We start from the raw sequence: 24,865 nt of genomic DNA on the forward strand, positions 1-24,865 counted from the left end.
ATGGGAGACGTTATAGATATATATGGATTATCACCTTTGCAAAAAGGAATACTGTTTCATACTTTATACGATCAAGATGATGAACATTCTTTTTCCTACATTGTACAAGTAGGGTTCTTGCTCGGGCGGCAATTGGATATTGCTACTTTTGAAAAGGCTTGGGAATATGTTATTCATCGACATGAGGTTCTACGCTCAGTATTTGTGTGGGAGGAAGTAGAAAAACCTCTACAAGCAGTTTACCAACGTCTTCCTTTTACTATTCATCAAGAGGATTGGAGTGCCCATTCGCAGGAGGAAAGGGAGAAGAAATTACACCAGTTTTTGACTGCAGATCGTAGAAAAGGATTTTTATTGGATGAAGCACCGTTGATGAGAGTTACTGTGATTAAAGAAGCAGAAGAGGAAACGAGAATCATCTGGACACATCATCATATTTTGCTAGATGGGTGGAGTGTGTCATTGGTCTTTAGTGAAGTAATGGAAGTTTATCTCAAGATGATAAAGGGAGAATTGTTGAATCTTCCTAAATCTCTTCCTTATAAAAAATATATCCAGTGGATAAATAAACAAGATCAAAGTCAAGCAGAGGAATTTTGGACAGAAGAATTAAAGGGGTTTTATGCACCTACGCCATTAGCGATGGAAAGAAAGGATCAAGGACAAGAAAAGGGCTATGGAGAGTGTGTTTATCAAGTGTCTGAGGAACTCACTGAGAATTTACAAGAGTGGGTACGAAATAGTCGATTAACATTGAATACGTTAGTACAAGGCGCATGGGCCTATTTGATGAGTAGGTATAGCGGTGAAAGTGACATCGTATTTGGCGTAACTAGCTCTGGACGTCCTACTGATCTAATAGGAGCAGAGAATATGGTAGGTCTATTTATTAACACATTACCTACTAGAATTCGTTTAACGGCTGATACATCAGTAGTAGATTGGCTTCGTAAAATACAGATGAAAGAAATGGAACGAAGACAATATGAGTATAATTCATTGGTTGATATTCAAGGGTGGAGTGAGGTTCCGCGGAATAGCTCCTTATTTCATACCTTGTATGTGTTTGAAAATTACCCAATTCAAGGTAAGAGAAATGATGATTTAAGATTACTAGATGTTAAAAGCACGGAACAAACAAATTATCCTTTAACACTCATTGTAATGCCTGGTAAGAAAATTACTTTAAAGTTGATGTATGACCGGAGCTATTTTAATGAAGAAACAATAAATCGGATTCAGGGTCACTTATTACAAATATTAATTCAGATGACGAAGAGCCTAGATTCAAAACTCTTTGAAATTACTCATTTAACAGTGGAAGAGCAGACACAGTTACTAGAGGAATGGAATAATACTCAAGTAAAATATTCAGCTGAAGGCATGATTCATACGGTGTTTGAGGAGCAAGTTAAGAAAAAGCCAGAAGCAATCGCAGCTATTTACGAAAATGAACAAATCACCTATAGAGAGTTGGATGAGCGTGCGAATCAGCTAGCACATTATTTACAAAAGCGTGGTGTAGGTCCAGAGTCTCTAGTTGGTGTATATATGGAACGTTCATTACAAATGATGATAGCGTTATTAGGTATTCTAAAATCAGGAGGGGCGTATGTTCCACTTGATCCTACTTATCCAGAGAATCGGCTTCGTTATATATTAGAGGATGCTGGAATCGAAGTACTAGTGATGGAAGAAAATTCGAAAAATTTATATATATCTGAATATGTTAAAACGATTTGTATGAATAAAGATTATACTGCAATTAAAAAAGAAGAATCAATTCCATGTATAAGTGGTGTAACAGGGAGAAGTTTAGCGTATGTTATGTATACTTCAGGATCTACAGGTAATCCAAAGGGAGTGATGATTGAGCATCATTCGGTAATCAATTACCTAGAATGGATGCAACATAAATATCCACTTTCTGAAAAGGATGTGGTCTTGCAGAAAACCCCATTCTCATTTGATGTATCTGTTTGGGAGTTATTTTGGGGTATTCACGTTGGTGCAAGTGTATCTTTCTTGCCTCCAGGTGGAGAAAAAGATCCTTCTATTATAGCTGAAGTGATTGAAAAACATCAGGTTACTATTGTTCAATTTGTTCCTTCGATGTTATCTGTTTTCTTAGATCACTTCAATCATATTGAATTGAACATGAATTGTTCGTCCGTGCGTCATGTATTTTCTGGTGGGGAAGAACTAAGCCCAGGGCTGGTTAGACGATTTCAACAGCAATGGAATCATAGTGGACAAGTAAAATTAACCAACTTTTATGGACCAACTGAAGCAACTATTTATGTAAATGCATTTGATATTCACCCTAATCAAGAATTTGTGTCTATTGGGCAGCCGATACAGAACACACAATTATATGTATTAGACCAAAATCAACTCTTGCAATCAATAGGGGTAGAAGGTGAGTTATATATTGGTGGTGCCAACTTAGCACGTGGATACTTAAATCGTCCGAATCTCACTGCCGAAAAATTCGTTTCGCATCCGTTTCGATTGGGAGAACGACTATATCGAACAGGAGATTCAGTAAGATTTCTAACTGATGGAAATTTAGAATTTATAGGTAGAATGGACCATCAAGTAAAAATGCGTGGTTTCCGGATTGAACTGGGAGAAATTGAAGCGACTTTAGAAAAATGTTCGTTTATTAAAGAGGCTGTCGTATTAGTTAGAGAAGATCGTCCAGGCGATCAACGATTGGTCGCATATGTAATAAGCGATGGAAATACCCGAAAGTGGAGAGAGTATTTACAAAATCAATTGCCGAGTCATATGATTCCAGCGCACCTTGTAGAGTTAGAACAGTTCCCGCTTACACCGAATGGGAAAATCGACCGAAAGGCCTTGCCAGCACCGGATGAGCAACCTATAGGAGATTTAAATGTTCTACCTCGGACGCCATCGGAAGAGCTTATTGCCTCGGTTTGGAGTCAAGTGTTAGGAACAGAAAATATCGGTATTCAGGATTCCTTCTTTGAACGAGGTGGACACTCATTACTAGCTACTCAAATTGTCTCTCGATTACAAGAATTGTTCCAGGTTAAAATCCCGCTACGTGAGCTTTTCAAGCACGATACAGTGGAAGCATTAGCGGAACGATTAGATCAGTTGCGCAAAGAAGATAAAAAACGAGAGGTTCCACCCCTTGTACCTATGACTCGGGAAGAATCTATTCCACTTTCGTATGCTCAGAAACGTCTATGGTTTATTGATCAATTAATGCCAAATAGTGCGATGTACAATATTCATGCAGCGTGTCGCTTAACAGGTAAATGGTCAATTGAAGCATTGGAGGCCGGATGGAATCAGTTGTTGGAGCGTCATGAATCATTACGGACGATAATTCTAGAACAAGAGGGTGAACCTTTTCAACAGGTACAATCTCATGTATTCAGACATATCCCTCAAACGGATCTAACAGATCTCTCTTTGGAAGATAGGGAAAGAGAGATGAAACGGCTCATTCAAAACGAAGCGGAGGAACCATTTCATTTTGGACAAGGTCCTCTGATTCGAACACGAATATTGAAAGTGGACGAGGAAGAATGGATTCTCCTTTGTACGATGCATCATATTATTTCGGATGGATGGTCAATGGGAATCTTACTTGAAGAATGGATGGCTTTTTATGAAGGAGCACTAAGCGGAAAGCAAGTGGAACTGAAGAAGTTATCTGTCCAATATGCAGACTTTGTCATGTGGCAGAAGGAATGGCAAAAAGAAGAGAATTTTGATCAACACCTTCAATATTGGAAGGAAGAATTGTCTGGAGAGCTACCGGTTTTACAATTACCGATGGATCGTCCTCGACCTGCGGTTCAAGCCCACCGTGGTGCGAGTCAGTCCTTTATGGTGGCGAATTCACTACAGGAAAAGCTCAAAGATTTAAGCCTGCGAGAAGGATCCACTTTATTTATGACCTTGATGGCAGCGTATCAAAGCTTCCTTTCTCGTTATACAGGACAATACGACATCTTGGTTGGAAGCCCAATTGCAAATCGAAATGTTAAAGAGATTGAAGGATTAATAGGTTTCTTTGCAAATACGTTGGTCTATCGAGCTGATTTCAGTGGGAATCCGACGTTCCAAGAACTTTTGTCGCAGGTACGAAAAAAAGCACTAAAAGCATACGAGTATCAGGACATTCCATTTGAGAAAGTGGTAGAATCCGTAAAACCGGAACGGAATACAAGTCATTCACCGATATTTCAAACCATGTTTACTTTACAGAATACGAAACAAGAGTTTCCGCAGCTATCTGAAAGACACATGGAACTCATGGAAAGTCATACTTCTGTTGCGAAATTTGATTTGAGTTTATTTGCTTCTGAGACGGAAGAAGGATTATCGCTAACCTTCGAATACAATACTGATTTGTTTAATGATACAACCATTGAACGTATGACAAGTCATTTTGAACATTGGTTAAATCAAATTGTCTCTCATCCAAAATATTTATTATCAGAACTGAGTATGTTATCGAAAATAGAATATAAGCAACTACTAGAGGAATGGAATGAATCAGGTGTTGTAGATATACAAGAGAGCACGATTCATACATTGTTTGAAGAACAAGTGAAAAAAACACCAGAAGCAATTGCAGTAGTGTGCGAAGATGAAGAACTAACATATCGAGAGTTGGACGAACGCTCGAATCAGTTGGCACATTATTTACAGGAAAATGGTGTAGCATGCGAATCATTGGTTGGGATTTGCGTTACACGTTCATCCGAGATGATTGTCGGGCTCTTAGGAATTATGAAGGCAGGAGGAGCATATGTCCCAATTGATCCAGCGTATCCGGAAAGTCGACTGCAATACATTTTAGAGGATGCCCATATAAAGGTACTGGTGACACAGGGAAAATTACAACGAAAAATGGTTTTACCTAAATCCGTTGATGTTATTTGTCTTGATCGTGATAGAGCAGAAATAGAGCAAGAAGTAACTAAGGTGTGTACGAGTGAAGTGACGGGAGATAACTTAGCCTATATTATCTATACTTCAGGTTCAACTGGAAATCCAAAGGGAGTAATGATTGAGCACAGGAATACAGTAACAATGATTCATTGGGCACATCACACATATTCCCAAAAGGAATTAGCGGGTGTATTAGCTTCAACTTCGCTATCCTTTGATTTATCTGTTTTTGAAGTATTTGTTCCCTTAACGATGGGTGGTAAGGTGATTGTCGCTGAAAATGCTCTACATTTAGAAAAACTGTCTACTAAAGGTGTAACTTTGGTGAATACTGTGCCATCAGCAGCGAAGGAACTGGTTCGAGCAAAAGCAATTCCTTCTTCGGTAAAGGTGATGAATTTGGCTGGGGAACCATTACCATATTCACTTGTTCAAGATTTATATGAGAGAAGTACGATTGAAAAGGTGTACAACCTATATGGGCCGTCTGAAGATACTACATATTCCACATATATGGAATTAGAAAAGGGTGTCATGCATAGGGTACCACCTATTGGTAAACCTGTCTTCAATACAGAAGTATATGTACTGAGTGCTGAACAAAAAATGGTTCCAATTGGTGTAGTTGGTGAGCTTTACATCGGTGGATCAGGATTATCACGTGGATACTTAAACCGTCCTGACTTAACGCAAGATCGTTTTATACCACATCCGTTTAAAGAAGGAGAGCGAGTATACCGGACTGGAGATTTAGTAAGGTATCTGCCGGATGGGAATTTGGAGTATCTTGGCCGAATCGATCATCAGGTAAAAATTCGTGGGTTCCGGATTGAACTAGGAGAAATTGAAGCGACATTACAAAAGCATACATTAGTTAAAGAAGTTCTTGTGATGGTGCGGGAAGATTATCCTGGTGATCCACGTTTGGTTGCCTATGTTGTGGGAGACGGGGATGCTCATAAGTGGCGTGATTATCTTAAGGCCCAGTTACCAAATTACATGATTCCATCCTATTTTGTCGGATTGAATGCATTTCCACTCACTCCAAATGGAAAGATTGATAGGAAGGCCTTACCAGCACCAGAGAGACAGGAGATAGCGAGTGGTTATATTGCTCCCCGTACACCTACGGAAAAAACAATCGTTTCGATATGGCATCAAGTTTTAGGTGTAGAAAATATTGGAGTGCAGGATTCGTTTTTTGAAATCGGTGGGCATTCATTACTTGCTACGCAAGCTGTTTCCAATCTTAAAGAGGCTTTTGGAATCGAGTTACCATTGCATGATTTATTTACGTTTCATACGGTGCAGCAATTGGCAGAACAGATTGATCAATTGCTCTATAACAAAAATCAAGAAATGCAGAATGATAGTAAGGAGAATATAAGTCTTCAAGACTATATTCAAAAAGAAGCAGAAGTGAGTAATGATGAAGAATTATTTGAACTGCTTAAGCAATTAGAAGAGCTATCAGAGGAAGAAGCACAAGGAATATTCCAGAGTAATTTAGTTGAGGAAGGGGTAAAAAAATGAGAAGTGATTTACTAGCAAAGCTGAGTTCACTTTCTCCTGAGAAGAGAGCTTGGCTTCAGAAGCAAATGCAAAAAAAGGAGAATAAAGAAGCACTTCCCTTGTCTTATGCACAACAACGTTTGTGGTTTATGGACAGATTTAACCCAAACAGTTCTTTATATAATATTCCAACGGTATGGCATCTAAAAGGAAGTTGGATTCCTGAAGCATTAGAAAAGGGATTCAATCGACTTATTGAACGTCATGAATCATTACGAACTGTTTTTAAAGAAGTAGGAGAGCAACCTGTACAACAAATTGTCGAATTCCTTCCTAGAGCATTACCTGTAACGGATTACTCTCAACTTCCTCTAGAAGTAAAAGAAAAAGAGGTAAATAGTTTAATTGTGAGAGAAGCGCAAGAACCATTTAATTTAATGAATGGCCCTTTAATTCGTTATCAACTTGTTCAATTAGGAAAGGATGAATGGTTATTACTGTGTACGATGCATCATATTATTTCTGATGCTTGGTCCATCGGTATATTCATGAATGAATTACTTGCTTTCTATGAAGAAGAGACGGGAGGGAATCCTGCTAAATTAAGTTCACTATCCATTCAATATGCAGACTTTGCGAAGTGGCAAAAGGAGTGGTTACAAGGTGATGTGTTAAATCGTCAACTTACGTATTGGCAGGAAGAATTGTCTGGGGACCTTCCTATATTACAACTGCCAGTGGACCGACCTCGACCGGTTACGCAAACTTACGCTGGGGATACGCATCACGTGATTTTTCCTTATAGATTACTCAATCAATTAAAAGATATAAGTCGACAAGAAGGATCTACCTTATTTATGATTTTAATGGCTGCATACCAGAGCTTTCTTGCTCGTTATACGGGGCAAAAAGATATTCTAGTCGGAAGTCCGATTGCAAATCGGAATCATAAGGGAGTAGAAGGATTAATCGGTTTCTTTGTTAATACGTTGGTTTACCGATCAGATTTGAGTGGCACCCCTACTTTTCGGGAGATTTTGAACCAAACAAAGAAAAAGGCGTTAAAAGCTTACGAATATCAAGATATACCATTTGAAAAAGTGGTAGAAGCTGTGCAACCTGAACGAAGTATGAGTCATTCTCCTATCTTTCAGACCATGTTTACACTACAGAATATAAAACAAGAACGACTAGATTTTCCTGGTAGAAGTATCGAAATGGTAGAAAGTAATATGTCTATTGCAAAATTTGATCTGAGTTTAACTGCCTACGAAGTGGAAGAAGGTCTATTTGTCTCATTTGAATACAACACGGATTTATTTGATAGTAGTACCGTTGCTCGTATGGCAGGCCATTTTGAGAACTGGTTAAATGAAATCGCGTATCATCCAGATGAATCATATACAAAGCTATCAATGTTATCGGACACAGAGCAGAAACAACTCCTAGAAGAATGGAATGATACTGACGTGGTTTATGGTCATGAGTGTATGATTCATGAGCTATTTGAGCAGCAAGTGGCACGTACACCTGATGCAGTGGCGGTAGTTTATGAGGGTGGAAAGCTAACGTATCAAGAACTCAATGAAAAATCGAACCAATTGGCACATTATCTACAAAAACGAGGTATCGGGCCTGAATCATTGGTTGGTATATGTGTTGAACGTTCTCCTGATATGATTATTGGTCTCTTTGGGATTTTGAAAGCAGGTGGAGCTTATGTCCCACTGGACCCAAGTTATCCCGAAAACCGCCTGAGATACATTTTAGAGAATTCACAAATTCAAGTGCTGTTAACAAACGAGGCACTACAGGACTGGTTACCTAAAGATATTCAAGCAATTTGTTTAGACCGGGATCAAGTAATGATTTCTAAAGAGAGTAATTTGGCTCCGGTAAGTGGAGTAACTGCAAATAACTTAGCCTATATCATATACACTTCGGGTTCGACGGGAAATCCGAAGGGAGTAATGATTGAACATCATTCGGTTATCAACCGCCTACAGTGGATGCAGAAAAAATATCCATTATCTGAGGAGGATACAATTCTACAAAAGACACCGTTTTCGTTTGATGTTTCTGTCTGGGAATTATTTTGGTGGTCATTTGTAGGAGCACGTGTTTGTTTGCTTCCACCAGGAGGAGAGAAAGATCCTGCGGTGATTGAGGAGTATATCGAACGATATCGTGTGAACACCATGCACTTTGTTCCGTCGATGTTATCTACTTTCTTGGATTATATGGAACAATATAATTCGAAAAGGGATGTATCGTCTTTAAATCAGGTTTTTACTAGTGGAGAAGCATTAAACACTGAACAGGTTCGCCGCTTTAAGGGGGTATTTTACGATGTTCAGCAAACAAAGTTAATTAACTTGTATGGCCCTACCGAAGCGACTGTGGATGTGACTTATTATAATTGTGATTTAGAAAAAGAACCTATGCTTATTCCAATTGGTCGTCCAATTGATAATACAGAGTTGTATGTGTTAGATCAACATCAACAGGTGGTACCGATTGGTGTGGCGGGGGAACTTTACCTTGGAGGAGTAGGATTGGCACGTGGCTACTTCAATCGACCAGAGTTAACTACTGAACGTTTTATTCCGCATCCCTTTAAGGAAGGGGGACGATTATATCGAACGGGTGACCTGGTGAGATATATGAATGATCGTAACTTGGAGTATATTGGAAGAATAGATAACCAAGTCAAAATTAGAGGATTCCGAATTGAATTGGGAGAAATTGAAGCAGCTTTACATGATTACTCATCTGTAAAAGAGGCTGTCGTGTTGGTGAAGGAAGATCGACCAGGAGATAAGCAGTTAGTAGCTTATGTAGTGGGTGAAGGGGATACTGGAGAGTGGCGTGAATATCTCAAGAAGCAACTGCCACATTATATGGTTCCGGCATACTTTTTCCAAATTGAAGGGATGCCACTCACTCCAAATGGTAAGGTGAATCGGAAAGCCTTACTGGAATTGGAAGCACAGTTTATAAGTGAAGATATTACTTTATCACGAACACCAGTGGAGGAGCTCATCGTTTCCGTATGGAGCCAAGTGTTAGGTATAAAAAATATTGGTGTTCAGGATTCCTTTTTTGAAATCGGTGGTCACTCGCTACTAGCTACTCAAGTAGTGTCACGTTTACAGGAAATCTTCCAAATTGAATTACCGGTACGTGAACTATTTGAGTATGCAACGGTGGAGTCACTGGCAAAGCGATTAGATCAGTTACGTAAAGGAGATAGAAAACGAGAGATTCCGCCACTAATGCCGATGGAACGAGGGGAAACTATTCCACTATCTTATGCACAACAGCGCTTATGGTTTATTGATCAATTTACACCTAATAGTGCCCTTTACAATATGCCAATGGTATGCCGCCTTACAGGGAGTTGGCTACCTGAGGCATTGGAAACGGGATGGAATCAACTAATAGAACGTCATGAATCATTGCGGACGGTCTTTCATGAAGTGAACGGTCAACCCGTACAGCAAATTGAACCGTATGCTTTTCGATCAATTTTAAAAATGGATTTAACTATGCTTTCTCCTGAAGACCGAGAAGAAGAAGTTAAACGTTTGATTCAACAAGAAGCAGAAGTGCCATTTGATTTAGGCGAGGGCCCACTGATCAGGACAAGTATTTTGCAAGTGGGAGAGGAAGAATGGATTCTCCTTTGTACTCTACATCATATCATTTCAGATGGATGGTCAATGGGAGTCCTACTTGAAGAGTGGATGGCATTCTATGAGAAAGCCATGGATGGAAAGGTAGCAGAACTTGAACCATTACCGGTTCAATATGCCGACTTCGCTCAGTGGCAAAAAGGATGGTTGAAGGAAGAAGTGCTTGATCAACAACTCCAATATTGGAGGGAAGAATTGTCTGGAGAGCTTCCTGTACTTCAACTTCCTATGGATCGCCCGCGTTCTGCAATACAAACTCATCACGGGTCGACATACACACTGGCTCTACCAAGCACGCTACATGACAAATTGAACGAATTTAGTCGCCAAGAAGGGGCTACGCTCTTTATGACGTTGTTGGCTGCATATCAAAGTTTTCTATCACATTATACGGGACAAGAAGATATTCTGGTCGGAAGTCCAATTGCTAATCGAAATTACAGAGAAATTGAAGGACTAATTGGTTTCTTCGTCAATACGCTGGTTTATCGGGCTAATCTGAGTGGTAGACCGACATTTCAGGATGTTCTGTCTCAGGTTCGTCAAAAGGCATTGAAGGCGTATGAATATCAAGATATTCCTTTTGAAAAAATTGTAGAAGTTGTACAACCAGAGCGGAGTACAAGTCATTCGCCAATCTTCCAGACTATGTTCATCTTGCAAAATATGAAACAAGATTTCCCGGTGCTATCTGATAGAAATATTGAAATGATAGAAAGCCATAATCCAATCGCAAAGTTTGATTTAAGTGTAATGGTGGCTGAGACGGAAGAGGGTTTACTTTTTACTTTTGAATACAATAAGGATTTATTCGATGCTACAACTATCGAACGGATGGCAGGGCATTTTGTGAAATGGCTACACGAAGTTTCCCATCACCCGCAAAAGCCGTTGCACAGTCTGAGCATGCTATCTGAATCTGAGCGTACTTTGTTATTAGAAACATGGAATGACACTGTAATGGAAATGTCCCCGCAGAGTCTTATTTGCGACAGATTTGAGGAACAAGTAGCAAGGCGTCCTGAAGCGATTGCGGTGGTTGATCAAACAAAAGAGTGGACTTACGGTGAACTGGATGCACAAGCAAATCAATTGGCAAATGTTTTACAGCGAAAAGGAGTTGCTCCAGAATCAGTCGTGGGAGTTTATCTTCCGAGATCGGCTGAGCTCATGGCGAGTTTACTAGGCATATTAAAAGCTGGTGGAGCCTATGTCGTTTTAGATCCGTTGTATCCAAAATCAAGGTTAGAATACATGATTGAAGATGCAGGAATTCAAATTGTAGTGACGGCGGAAGGACAAGAAGACCATTTCGAACAGGTCGAAATGGTGAGGTTAGAAGAATTAACAGTGGAAAGTGTAATCGCACCTACACGGCAGATAAATCCAGAGAACTTAGCTTATATCGTCTATACCTCGGGTTCTACAGGAAAGCCAAAGGGTGTCATGGTTGAATATCGCTCATTAATGAATATGGTCTTGTGGCATCAAGAAGTCTATCGTATTACAGCAGAGGATCGTGCGACTCAGATTGCGGGGATTGCTTTTGATTCGGCTGTCCAGGAGATTTGGCCGTATCTAACTGCAGGTGCAGCACTCTACTTGTCAACAGAGGAATTAAGAATTAATCCAGAAGCACTAAGAGACTGGCTCATTGATTCGCGAATAACAGCTAGTTTTGCACCTACGCCTATTCTGGAAAGACTCTTGAAATTATCTTGGCCAGAGAAGACGGATCTTCGTTTTATCATTACGGGCGGGGATCAATTAACGCAGTATCCATCTAAACATATTCCTTTTGCGGTAATCAATCAGTATGGTCCATCGGAAAATACCGTTGTTACCACGGATTGTTATGTACCTGTAGGAGTGACAACAGGTACGCCATCGATTGGCCGACCAATTGCGAATACAGAAGTTTATGTGTTAGATTCTTATCTTCAGCTAGTACCAATTGGGGTGATTGGAGATCTCTATATTGGAGGAAAGAGTCTTGCTCGCGGATATGCTAATCGTCCGGATCTTACAAAGGAAAAATTTATTCCGCATCCATTCAAATCAGGAGAACGGATCTATTACACTGGAGACAAAGCAAGTTATCTTTCTGATGGTACTCTCCAGTTCCATGGTCGTATAGATGACCAAGTGAAAATTCGTGGTTTCCGGATTGAATTGGGAGAAATTGAAGCAGTTTTGCAGGCACATTCTTCAGTGAAAGAAGCAGTTGTATTGGTACGAGAGGATGATCCAGGTGACAAGAGATTAGTAGCTTATGTAGTTGGTGAAGGAAGTGCCCATGAGTGGCGAGAGCATCTACAAACACATTTACCAAATTACATGGTCCCAACAAACTTTATTGAAATGGAATTTTTACCACTTACACCGAATGGAAAACTTGATTTGAAGGCATTGCCTATACCTAGTGAACTATCTACTGGAAATACTGTTAACGCACGAACTCCGCTAGAAGAACTTATCGCTTCAGTGTGGAGTCAAGTACTAGGAATAGAAAATATAGGTGTTCAGGATTCCTTCTTTGAACTTGGTGGTCATTCTCTACTTGCTACACAAGTGGTCTCACGCTTGCAAGAAGTCTTTCAAATCAAATTACCGGTACGTGAACTGTTCGAATATTCAACGGTCGAGGCATTGTCAAAGCGAATAGATCAGTTACGTAAGGGAAGCGAAAAACGAGAAGAAATTCCACCATTGATGTCGATGGAACGGGGAGATAACATCCCACTTTCTTATGCTCAACAGCGCTTATGGTTTATCGATCAATTTGCACCTAATAGTGCACTTTATAATATACCAATGGTATGCCGTCTTACAGGGAATTGGTTACCTGAAGCATTGGAGTTGGGGTGGAATCAGTTGATAGAGCGTCATGAGTCTTTACGGACGGTATTTCATGAAGTAAACGGTCATCCTGTGCAGCAGGTTCAACCGTATATTTTCCGTACTCTCCCACACATGGATTTAACTAAGTTTTCTCCAGAGGAGAGAGAAAGTAAGTTGGAGCAATGGATTCAAACTGAAGTCGAATCCCCATTTGATTTAGAGAAAGGGCCATTGTTCCGTGGACAAATCGTGAAAATTTCAAAAGAAGAATGGGTTCTTCTGTGTAATATGCATCATATTATCTCGGATGGATGGTCGATGGAAATTTTACTCCAAGAATGGATGGCATTTTATGAGGAGGCAATTGGTGAAAAACCAGCAGAGCTTGCGTCACTACCAGTTCAATATGCCGATTTTGCTCAATGGCAAAGGGAATGGTTGAAAGATGAAGTACTAAATCAACAACTTGCATATTGGAAAGAAGAATTGTCTGGTGAGTTACCGGTCTTAATGTTGCCAATGGACCGTCCGCGTCCTCCGGTACAAACCCACCGTGGATTAACTCATAATGTGATGTTGTCACGTTCATTGCTGGATAAATTAAACGAACTTAGTCGTCAAGAAGGGGCCACGCTTTTCATGACCTTGTTGGCATCGTATCAAAGTTTCCTTGCCCGTTATACAGGACAATCGGATATTATTGTTGGCAGTCCAATTGCAAATCGAAATTATCGAGAGATTGAAGGGTTGATTGGTTTTTTTGTCAACACGTTGGTTTATCGTGCTGATTTAAGTAATGCACCGGCATTTCAAGAGTTGTTGTCTCAAGTGCGAATAAAAGCATTGAAGGCGTATGAGTATCAAGATGTTCCGTTTGAGAAAATTGTAGAGGTTATCCAACCTGAACGAAGTACAAGTCATTCTCCAATTTTCCAAACCATGTTTACGTTGCAAAATACGGGACAGGAGCTACCAGAGTTACATGGACGAAATATAGAAGTAATGGAGAGCAACGCTCCAATCGCCAAATTTGATTTAAGTTTAACTGCTGCAGAAGTGGAAGAGGGTTTATTGCTTACTTTTGTTTATAGGACTGATTTATTTGACAGTTTAACTATTGAATCCATGGCTGAACACTTTGGAAACTGGTTGAATTTAATCGTGGAACATCCTGATAAATCATTAGCTAAGTTGCCTATATTATCAGGATTACAGCAAAAACAGTTGGAAGAGTGGAATAATAATGCCGTAGCATATCCACAGGAAAGTGCGATTCATCAGTTGTTTGAAGAGCAAGTAAATCGTACACCTGACGCGGTGGCAGTGGTAGATGAAAAACAACAGTTAACGTATCGAGAGCTGAATGAAAAAGCTAATCAATTGGCCCATTATCTTCAGCAATGTGGGATTGGGACTGAATCATTGGTTGGACTATGCTTTGAGCGTTCAGTTGAGATGGTTGTTGGTCTCATGGGGATCTTGAAAGCTGGAGCAGCCTATGTTCCATTGGATCCATCGTATCCAGAAAGTCGCCTACGATATATTTTGGAGGACACAGGGATTCAAATATTGGTCACGAGCGAAGCATTAGTTGGTTGGATACCTGAAGGAATCGAAGCCGTTTGTTTAGATCGGGATCAAGCGATGATCTCGCGAGAAAGCATCCTTTCACCAAAATGTGAAGTGACAGGAGAAAATTTGGCGTATGTAATCTATACTTCGGGATCAACGGGGAATCCGAAGGGCGTGATGATAGAGCATCACAATGTGATTCGTTTATTTAAATCAACGGAATGCTGGTATCAGTTTGATGAAAAAGATACTTGGACACTTTTCCATTCTTATGCATTTGATTTCTCAGTTTGGGAAATTTTCGGGGCATTACTCTATGGAGGAAAATTGGTTGTTGTTCCTTACTGGATTAGTCGATCGCCTAAGGATTTCTATCAACTGCTAGTAGAGGAAGAGGTTACGGTTCTTAATCAGACACCATCTGCATTTCGACAATTGATACAAGTGTGTGAACAAGAAGATGAGAATAAAAACTTGCATCTGCGTTATGTCATATTTGGTGGAGAAGCACTTGAATCTACTAGCTTGCTACCATGGTTTCAAAGGTATGGAGAGCAGAACACGCAGTTAATTAATATGTATGGAATTACAGAAACCACTGTCCATGTTACGTATTATCCAATTACTCAAGATGATGTAAAGCATTCTTCAAGAAGTAATATTGGAAAGCAGATTCCAGATTTAGAAGTGTATGTGCTAGACGCCTGTCAACAGCCTGTACCTATTGGCGTATCTGGTGAACTATATATTGGTGGAGCAGGAATCGCACGTGGGTATTTAAACAGACCTGAATTGACTGCAGAACGTTTCATTCCTCATCCATTCAGTAGTGAACCGGGAGCGCGATTATATCGAACAGGAGACTTAGCCAGATACTTGCCAGATGGAAATCTGGATTATCTTGGGCGTATTGATCACCAGGTGAAAATCCGTGGTTTTCGAATTGAACTTGGAGAAATTGAATCTGCTTTAAACGCGCATGCATCCATAAAAGAGGCTGTTGTAATTGTTCGAGAGGATCAGCCGGGTGATAAACGATTGGTGGCATATGTAGTGGGTGATGGGAATGCAGGTGAGTGGAGAGATTATCTCAAGGCGGAACTACCAAGCCATATGGTTCCTTCAGGATTTGTGATGATGGAAGCCATTCCACTAACTGCTAACGGTAAAGTTGATCGTGAGGCCTTACCTGTACCAGAGGAGAGGAAAATCGAAAGTGAATGTGTAGCACCGCGGAATGATAAAGAAGAAACACTTGTTACCATTTGGAAGCAAGTATTAGGGATTAAAAAGGTGGGAATCTATGATAACTTCTTTGAAATTGGTGGAGACTCGATTCTCAGCATTCAGATTGTTTCTCGTGCGAAGCAAGTAGGTTTACAGTTGACACCAAAACAAATATTTGAACACCAAACGATTGCAGAGTTGGCTCAAGTAGTCAAAGAAGAACAAGTTATACAAGCTGAGCAGGGAATTATAACTGGAGATACGATTCTTACACCTATTCAGCAATGGTTTTTTGCACAAAATCATCCTAATCCACATCATTGGAATCAATCCATGTTTTTTAGAACAAAAGAGAAACTGGACATAGTATCGCTAGAGAAGTCAGTGAGTAACCTTCTACTTCACCATGATGCCCTGCGTCTAAGATATGAACGTTTACCTGATGGAGCTTGGAAACAGTGGAATGAAGGAATAGAAGAACACTTGATGTTGACTGTAATTCCATTAGACGAAGTGCCTGAATCCGATTGGCATCAAGTGATTCAAAAAGAGATTAATACTGCACAAGAAAGTTTGAATTTACATGATGGTCCGTTAATGAGAATGGTGTATTTTGATGAAGGTGAGAAGAATACTGGCCGATTATTTTGGGCAATTCATCACTTAGCCGTGGATGGTGTTTCTTGGCGAATTTTACTGGAAGATCTGCAAACAGCATATAATCAAGCAATACAGGGACAGAAAATCCAATTACCAATGAAGAGTACATCCTTTAAAGCGTGGTCGGAGAAATTACATCATTACACTGAATCTGGAATATCACAAGAAGTGCTGCATTACTGGGAGCAGCAGTCCGAACAAGAAGTAGTTATGTTACCTGTAGATGTTCCTATAAGTGATTCGGTAAACGCAGTAACTGAGGAAATTACTGTGGTACTAGATGAGAAAGAGACCCGTATGTTATTGCAAGAGACTTTAAGCGCTCATCGTGTCCAAATTAACGAAGTATTATTAGCGGCATTGGTACAAGCTACGGCAGTATGTACAGGGCAGCCGATATTGAGCGTGGATCTAGAGGGGCATGGTCGAGAAGAGATTATTGAAGACGTTGACTTATCGAGAACCGTGGGATGGTTTACAAGTATTTATCCTGTTCACTTAAATATTACTGGCGCCAACACGCCAATTGCAGCATTAAAAGCAGTTAAAGAACAAGTACGCAAAATTCCTAATAAGGGTGTTGACTATGGAGTGTTGCGTTACATGAACGCAACACTGTGTGAGCGATTAAAATCTCAACATACACCGTCTATTAGTTTTAACTATCTTGGACAATTTGACCAAATGTTTTCTGACGATGCAATGTTTATTCCGGAGAACGAATTTAAGCGCTTAGATCACGCTTCCGGTTCCAAGCGATCACATTTAATCGATGTAATTGGGATTGTAACGGATGGGAAGCTTCAGTTCACTTGGGTATACAATGTTGGACAATTCGCAAAGTCAACGATTCAAAGTATTGCACAGAATATGCTTCATCAACTGAGTAGAATGATTCAATCTTCAGATAGAGAATCTGCGCTGATCGTTTCTGATTTTGCGCTGGCTAATCTTAACAAAACAGATTTGACAAAAGTACTAACGAAAATGAATCGTGGAAAGAACTATCCAATTACTGATTTATATCCACTATCTCCTTTGCAAGAAGGTATGATTTTCCATACATTGCATGACCAAGGGGATGAACATGTAGCACCGTATATAGTGCAATTAAGTTTTATGATTAAGGGGAAGATGGATATTCCTATTTTTGAGCAGGCGTGGAAATCTGTAATTCAGCGGCATGAAATTTTTCGTACAGCATTTGTTTGGGACGAAATTGAAGAACCTTTACAAGTGGTGTATGAAAATATTCCATTTAAGGTAAACAAAGAAGACTGGCGCACAATGACAACTGAAGAGATAGAGGAAAAAAGAAAAGTCTTTTTGGCATTAGATCGAAAACAAGCCTTCCTATTTGATCAAGCGCCATTGATGCGGGTAACGGTCATTCAAGAAGGTGAGGAAGAGTATCGGATTGTTTGGACACATCACCATATTTTGCTGGATGGATGGAGTTTACCACTGGTCTTTAATGAATTACTTACAGTTTATCAGAAGAGAATGAGTGGAGAAGTTGTGAATTTACCTAAGTCATCGCCATACAAGAAATATATTCAATGGCTAAGAGAACAGGATAAGGAGCAGGCGGAACGATTCTGGAGAGAGAAACTTAAAGGTTTTACTGCACCAACTTTGCTGGGCTTAGAAAGTAAAGAGCAAGAAAAAGGTTACACGGAGAAGGTTACTCATTTATCAGAAGAGCAGACCAAAGCGTTACAAGGCTGGGCGAAGCGCAATAAACTTACTTTGAATACGGTAATTCAAGGTGCATGGGCATATCTCATGAGCCGGTATAGTGGAGAAAATGACATTGTCTTTGGGGTAACGAGCTCAGGGCGTTCTACGGAAATTATTGATGTTGAAAACATCATAGGTCCTTTCATTACCACGTCACCGACGCGAATTCAATTGATAGATGATATAAAAGTAATGGATTGGTTGCAGAAGATACAAGGGGAAGAGATAGAAAGAAGACAATATGAATATGCTTCTTTGACAGAGATTCAGGGGTGGAGTGAAGTTCCTAGGGGAACACCGCTGTTCAATAGTTTATATGTGTTTGAAAATTATCCAGTGAAAGAGGAATCTTCAGGAAATCTGGAAATTGGTGAATTGGAAGGAGTAGAACAAACCCACTATCCATTAGGGTTGGCTGTAGTTCCAGGAATCCAGTTATCGTTAAAGTTAATGTATGACCGTAGTAAGTTTAATAGATTAACTATTGAACGAATGCTGGGCCATTTACACCAAGTGTTAATGCAAATGCTCAAAAACATTGATCAAACTCTGTCGGAGCTGGTATATATTACGGAAGCTGAACAAAGACAACTATTAGAAGAATGGAATGATAATGTTATATCTTATCCACGAGAGAATGTGATTCATCAATTATTCGAAGAGCAAGTAAATCGTACACCTGACGCGGTGGCAGTGGTAGATGAAAAACAGCAACTAACGTATCGGGAGCTGAATGAAAGAGCTAATCAATTGGCCCATCATCTACAGAAATGTGGAATTGGGACAGAGTCATTGGTTGGCCTCTGCTTTGAGCGTTCAATTGAGATGGTTGTTGGCCTCATGGGAGTTTGGAAGGCTGGAGCAGCCTATGTTCCATTGGATCCATCGTATCCGGAAAGTCGCCTGCGATATATTCTAGAAGATACAGGAATTCAAGTGTTAGTTACGAATGAGGCAGTAGTGGGCTGGATACCTAAAGAAATCAAGACAGTTTGTCTAGATAGGGATCGAGCAATGATTTCACAAGAAAGCAAACTTTCACCAATATGTGAGGTAACAGGAGAAAACCTGGCGTATGTTATCTACACTTCCGGTTCGACAGGGAATCCAAAGGGTGCTTTAGTGCAGCATCATTCTGTAATAAACCTATCATATGGTTTACGAAAAGAAGTTTTCCTAGATGGGATACCTAATAATATGCGCGTCGGTTTAAATGCGTCAATTGCCTTTGATGTATCTATTCAGCAATTACAAATGCTGCTTTATGGTGCAAGTTTATATATTATTCCAAGCGAAGTTCGCACTAATCCGGAACAATTTGTGTCCTATATTAGGGAGAATGAGTTGGAAATGTTTGATATGACACCTTCATTACTTCAATTACTTATAGATGGAGGGTTGTTAGAAACGAGCGCTGATGTTCATGTGCCAAGCAAGATACTGGTCGGTGGCGAAGCAATTGTGCCATCATTATGGGAACAACTAGCAGCGGCTGAAAAAATTGATTTTTATAACGTATACGGTCCTACAGAATGTACGGTTGATGCAACGTGCTATCATATCAAAACAGATAGTAAGAGAGTAACCATTGGGCGTCCGTTGCCGAACGTCCAAGTCTATGTATTGGATGAAAATTTGTTACCTGTTCCAGTTGGTGTAACAGGTGAGCTCTATATTGGTGGTGCAGGTATAGCGAGAGGATACTTGAATCGCCCAGAATTAACAGCAGAGCGATTCATTCGTCATCCATTTAATGAAGAAGAACGGTTATATCGTACGGGAGATTTGGTTCGTTATTTATCTGATGGTTATTTAGATTACTTGGGAAGAATCGATAATCAAGTGAAAGTTCGAGGCTTCCGGATTGAACTTGAAGAAATTGAAGCAAATTTAGAAAGTCATCCGTTGGTGAAAGAAGCAGTAGTCTTGGTAACAGGGGATAAATTAGGAGAGCAGAGATTGGTCGCTTATGTAGTTGGAGATGGGAGTATGAATGAATGGCATGAGTATCTCAAGACACAAGTACCGAATTATATGATTCCCGCACAATTTATTAAGGTAGACACGATTCCTCTTACAACGAATGGAAAAGTTGATCGAAAGGCATTGAACAGCTTAACCATTCAAAGAGAAAATCACTTTTCTACGCCAATCATCCCAAGGGATGAAATTGAATATCAGCTAATTAAAATCTGGCAGGATTTGCTGCAGACAGAAGATGTCTATGTAAATGATGATTTCTTTAATAGAGGGGGACATTCTCTCCTTGTAATCAAATTGATTTCAAAAATTAGAGAGACGTTTGGAAAAGAAATCAAGGTGTCTTCATTGATTAAAAATCCAACAGTGGAAGGAATCGCATGCCTTATTCGTGATAAGCATGATATGACAAAATCTGTATCGACGCTGGTTCCACTACAAGAATCAGAGGAAAGACCATTCTTCTGTGTTCATCCGTTTATGGGGAATGTATTCTGTTACATTCAACTAGCAAGACTGCTTAAGAACCACTGCTCATTTTATGGTTTACAGAATCCTCTCATAGAAAAGGGAGAAATAGACGACTTGACCTTATCGGAAGTGGTTCAATTTTACATCGAAGAAATAAAGCGTGTTCAGCCAGAAGGTCCATATCGTCTTGGAGGATGGTCTTTAGGTGGTGCAATTGCCTATAAAATCGCAACTGTACTAAGGAATCAAGGAGAAGAAGTTGAGTTGTTGGTACTCATGGATACTAAAGTACCTTCAGAGCAGGATCATAAAACAAGGGAGGATATGCTCTCATATATATCTAAGCATTTCATTCATTTAAATCTAACCGAGCAGGAAGGAGAACTGGTCCATCAACAGGATAGGCTTGTGGAGCAATTAATTATGGAAGGAGTGCTCCCGCCTGATGCAGATATTATGAATTTGGAGCAAGTTATCAATGCTCATAGGAAATGCCTTAATATAATGGCAGATCACGATTTGATACCATACTCTGGAGAAGTTATCTACTTTAGTGCTGAGGAAGGGAAAGAGTTGTTTACAGATTGGGGACCTTTATTAATAGGAAGAGTAAATAAGTATTCAGTCCCTGGATCACACGAAGATATAGTAGCCTCCCCTGCAGTTGAAAAGATAGCTAAGTATCTACTAAATGAATTAGAAGGAATAAAAGAGACATCCACATCCATTTCGTTAACGGAAAAGTAGAGAGCACAAAAGATGCGACTCTATGAACGAAAATTACGATTATTAAAATTGTTATTTGTGAGTAGTAGTGTGAATGAAAAGAGCAGCCCAATAACTGCACATCAAGTGTAGGAAATTATGAATATATCGAGAGCATTATTTTTTAAGGGGTTAATGCAAAAATTGCTTGATAGAGAAATAGAAACCTGTATGAGTTGTTCATAGTATGATGTAAATGATCTGAAGTTTTTGTACCAGAAGCGAATACTTTAATGATATTCCTGAGGAAAGGTGTATATTTTCATTGATATGTAAATATGCACCTTTTCTATTGTATATGCACTTGAATAAAGGCAAGATATAAAGTGAATTTGAATTTCTATAATGTATACATAGGAAGCCATCCTTTTAAAAAGGAAGTGATTTATCATACAAATTCAAGCTGTGAAAATACCAAAGAATATTGAATATCATTTGTTAAAGCAACTTAGTAACTTGATTTCAAATGAGAAGAGAGAACGAATGAAGCGTTTATTAAATTCATGTGATATTAATAGGACACTGATAGGAGATTTACTAATCCGATCTCTAATCTGCCAAAAGTATAAAGTTAATAATGAAGAAATTAGATTTATATATAATGAGCATGGAAAACCTTTTGTTGAAAATTTTTCTGACTTTCATTTTAATGTGTCACATTCGGGAGAATGGGTGGTTTGTGCTACTGCTAATTTTAATGTGGGTATTGATATAGAAAAAGTTTCAGAAATAGAGGCTCTTAAATTAGCAAATGAATTTTTTTCAGAGGAAGAATTTTATGATATATATAATATGAATTCTGATGAACAAATTAATTATTTTTATGATTTATGGACATTAAAAGAAAGTTATATAAAAACGATTGGAAAAGGGCTTTATATCCCGTTAAATTCATTCGCTATAAAAAAAGAGTCACGAACTTTAATTTCATATAAGAATATACCTCAAAACTTTTACTTTAGACAATATAACATTGAGCCAAATTATAAGATATCTGCTTGTGCAACAAGGGATGAATTTCCGCAGGAGATAATAATTAAAGACATTTATACAATTTGCCAAAATATAAACAAATTTTAAAGTAAGGAGAAAATCAATGCAGAAGACTAAACTTTTTTGCTTTCCACATGCTGGGGGATCTGCGTTTAGTTACGCAAAATGGAAAAATTACTTTAATCCATATATTGAAGTAGTCCCAATAGAGTTAGCTGGTAGAGGATATAGAATTGAAGAAAGCTTGTACCAAAGTATGGAAGAGGCCGTAAATGATGTCTACACTAGTATAGTTAAGCAGATAGATCATTCACCCTATATTCTATACGGGCATAGCATGGGAAGTTTGATCGCCTATGAAGTAGCCAGAAAAATACAGGATTCTAAAAGCGTATTGCCTGAATTTCTTGTTTTGTCCGGTAGAAATCATCCAGATAGTAAAATAAAAAACATCCGACATAATCTTTCTAATGAACAATTTAAAAGAGAAGTTATTGCGATGGGAGGTACACCATCTGGGGTACTTCAATCAGAAGAATTAATGGAGATTTTTCTTCCTATTCTAAGAGCAGATTTTAAAATTGTCGAGACATATATTCATGACAATAATATACAAGCATGTGATATTGATTTTCTTATATTTAATGGGGAAAATGATGAATTTACTACATTTGATCAAGTAATAAAATGGGAGCAATACACAAGTAAAACGTGTACTTTTCATTCTTTTGAAGGTAATCATTTCTTTCTAAATGAAAATATTGAAGAAATAGCAAAGAGTATTATAAGAAAGTTAGATTCTAAAAGATTTTCAATTAGTTTTTAGAGGTTTTCTAAGTATACTCATGGCTGAGAAACAAAAATATTAAAGATGAAAAATACAGGCTCTGTTTAAACATCATTGAATAGAGGTATAGAAGTCTCAACGAAATGCTCAAAGGTGGGTAATGATGGAATTCTAAGCAATATATATAAATTAATTTTAATTAAGATAAGCTTTATTTGTAGGTGAAGTTTTCTTTTTTCATTTTATTTCTTAGTTGATAGAGAGTATTGTTTCGAGAAGAGAGAAAGGACGGAGCGTCAATTTAGTAATACCTGGCTTGCTGTCATTGTGGATCTGGAAATCGCAAGGATCGAGCTTGGTTGGGACTGGTCTTATCCCTGTCAAGTAGACAGTATGAAAAAGACTAAGCAGCCATCGAGATTCGATATTCTATCGGAGCTCGGTGGTTGAGTCGTTTTTGGAACCGTTTATAGTTATAAAAATAAATATATTCTTCAATTGCTTGTATTAAATCTGCTTCTGTTTTAAAATGATTCAAATACAACATCTCCGATTTAAAATGGGAGAAAAATGACTCAATACAGGCATTATCATGGAAGTTTCCTTTGCGAGAGTGGCTGCCAATGATACCTAAACTTAAAAGTCGTTTGTTGTAGGCGTGAGATGTGTACTGGAATCCCTGATCTGAATGGAGAATGGTTCCACGCACATCTCTTTTTTGTGCCAACATTTCTATTGTATCTAATACAAGTTCATTATCATTGCGCTTGGATATTTTCCAAGAAACAACTTCGTTATTATAAATATCTTGTACAACAGAAAGATATCGAAATCCCTCTTGGAATCGTAGGTAAGTAATATCTGTAACAAGTGCTTCATTTTGTTGGCGCCCTTTGAATTCACGGTTTAAAACATTCGGAAAAATATTGGAATAGTTCCCTTTAAAGAAGCGACGCTTCTTGCGAATCATAGACTGAATGTTGAGCTCGCTCATTAAACGATATACCTTTTTGTGATTTAGAAAATATCCCTCTTCTTGTAAAGCGATTTTCATACGTGGATAACCATATTCCTTGTGCTTTACGTGAATAGATTGTATTACTTTTTTTAATTGTTTCTCGGATTCTAGTCGCATGTTTTTCATACTTTTTGTATGAATCCACTTATAGTAACTTGGACGATGTACACCAGCAAATTTCGTAAGCCATATAACTGGATATTTTCCCTTTAATGATTCAATGATATGATATCTCACTGTATATTTTAGTACGCCCCCATTTACAGATTTGGATACTGCTTTTTTAAATATTCAACCTGTGCCTTATAGTAGTCACGTTCCTCTTCAATAGTCTTAAAATGAACACGTTTCCCTTTTAGAGGATTTGATATACCTTTCATTCCACCATTTTTCCCACGAGTATCTGTAATTTCACCAAATTCTTTATATTTTTTCACCCAATTTTTAAGTTGTGTAGAGCTTCTAATCTGATATTTTTCCTTTATTATATTGTAACTTCCTTCTCCGTTTAAATAACTTTGAACAGCTGATAACTTTAATTCTTCTGAATATGTATTAAATGTTGAACCTTTTTTAGTCATGAAAAATCCCCTCCAAGTAATAGTGTAACATCCATGTATGTACATGGTCTTTTTACACTGTCTACCTAAAGGGGATAATATCAAT

Annotated in this window: 6 protein-coding genes; 4 read left to right on the plus strand and 2 right to left on the minus strand. The window is 38.7% G+C overall.

The features are described from left to right. From VK90_RS25970 to VK90_RS25985, 4 genes are all read left to right on the plus strand, one after another. Window positions 1-6,471: a non-ribosomal peptide synthetase gene (locus VK90_RS25970; protein ID WP_048376351.1), complete on the plus strand. Its 6,471-nt coding sequence runs from the start codon at window positions 1-3 to the stop codon at window positions 6,469-6,471. Continuing rightward, the gene (locus VK90_RS25975) at window positions 6,468-21,383 is read left to right on the plus strand and encodes a non-ribosomal peptide synthetase (RefSeq protein WP_048376353.1); all 14,916 of its coding nucleotides are present in this window, start codon (window positions 6,468-6,470) and stop codon (window positions 21,381-21,383) included. The genes VK90_RS25970 and VK90_RS25975 overlap by 4 nt, the downstream gene beginning before the upstream one ends. Before the next feature lie 423 nt (window positions 21,384-21,806). Continuing rightward, the gene (locus tag VK90_RS25980) at window positions 21,807-22,481 is read left to right on the plus strand and encodes a 4'-phosphopantetheinyl transferase family protein (protein ID WP_048376355.1); all 675 of its coding nucleotides are present in this window, start codon (window positions 21,807-21,809) and stop codon (window positions 22,479-22,481) included. Between the two features lie 16 nt (window positions 22,482-22,497). Further along, window positions 22,498-23,220, plus strand: coding sequence for a thioesterase II family protein (locus VK90_RS25985; RefSeq protein ID WP_048376357.1), 723 nt, complete (start codon window positions 22,498-22,500; stop codon window positions 23,218-23,220). Between the two features lie 364 nt (window positions 23,221-23,584). Here the strand turns inward: VK90_RS25985 and VK90_RS25990 are convergent, their stop codons facing one another. Together VK90_RS25990 and VK90_RS25995 are read right to left on the minus strand one after the other, a co-directional pair. After that, window positions 23,585-24,436 carry an IS3 family transposase gene (locus tag VK90_RS25990; protein ID WP_231595966.1) on the minus strand — a complete coding sequence of 284 codons (852 nt, stop codon included), beginning with the start codon at window positions 24,434-24,436 and terminating at the stop codon, window positions 23,585-23,587. A gap of 23 nt (window positions 24,437-24,459) precedes the next feature. Then, entirely contained in the window at window positions 24,460-24,780 is a 321-nt protein-coding gene (locus VK90_RS25995) for a helix-turn-helix domain-containing protein (protein WP_048376359.1), read from the minus strand. Between the last annotated feature and the right edge of the window lie 85 nt (window positions 24,781-24,865).

Source organism: Bacillus sp. LK2, assembly GCF_001043575.1.
Taxonomy (GTDB): domain Bacteria; phylum Bacillota; class Bacilli; order Bacillales; family Bacillaceae_G; genus Bacillus_A; species Bacillus_A paramycoides.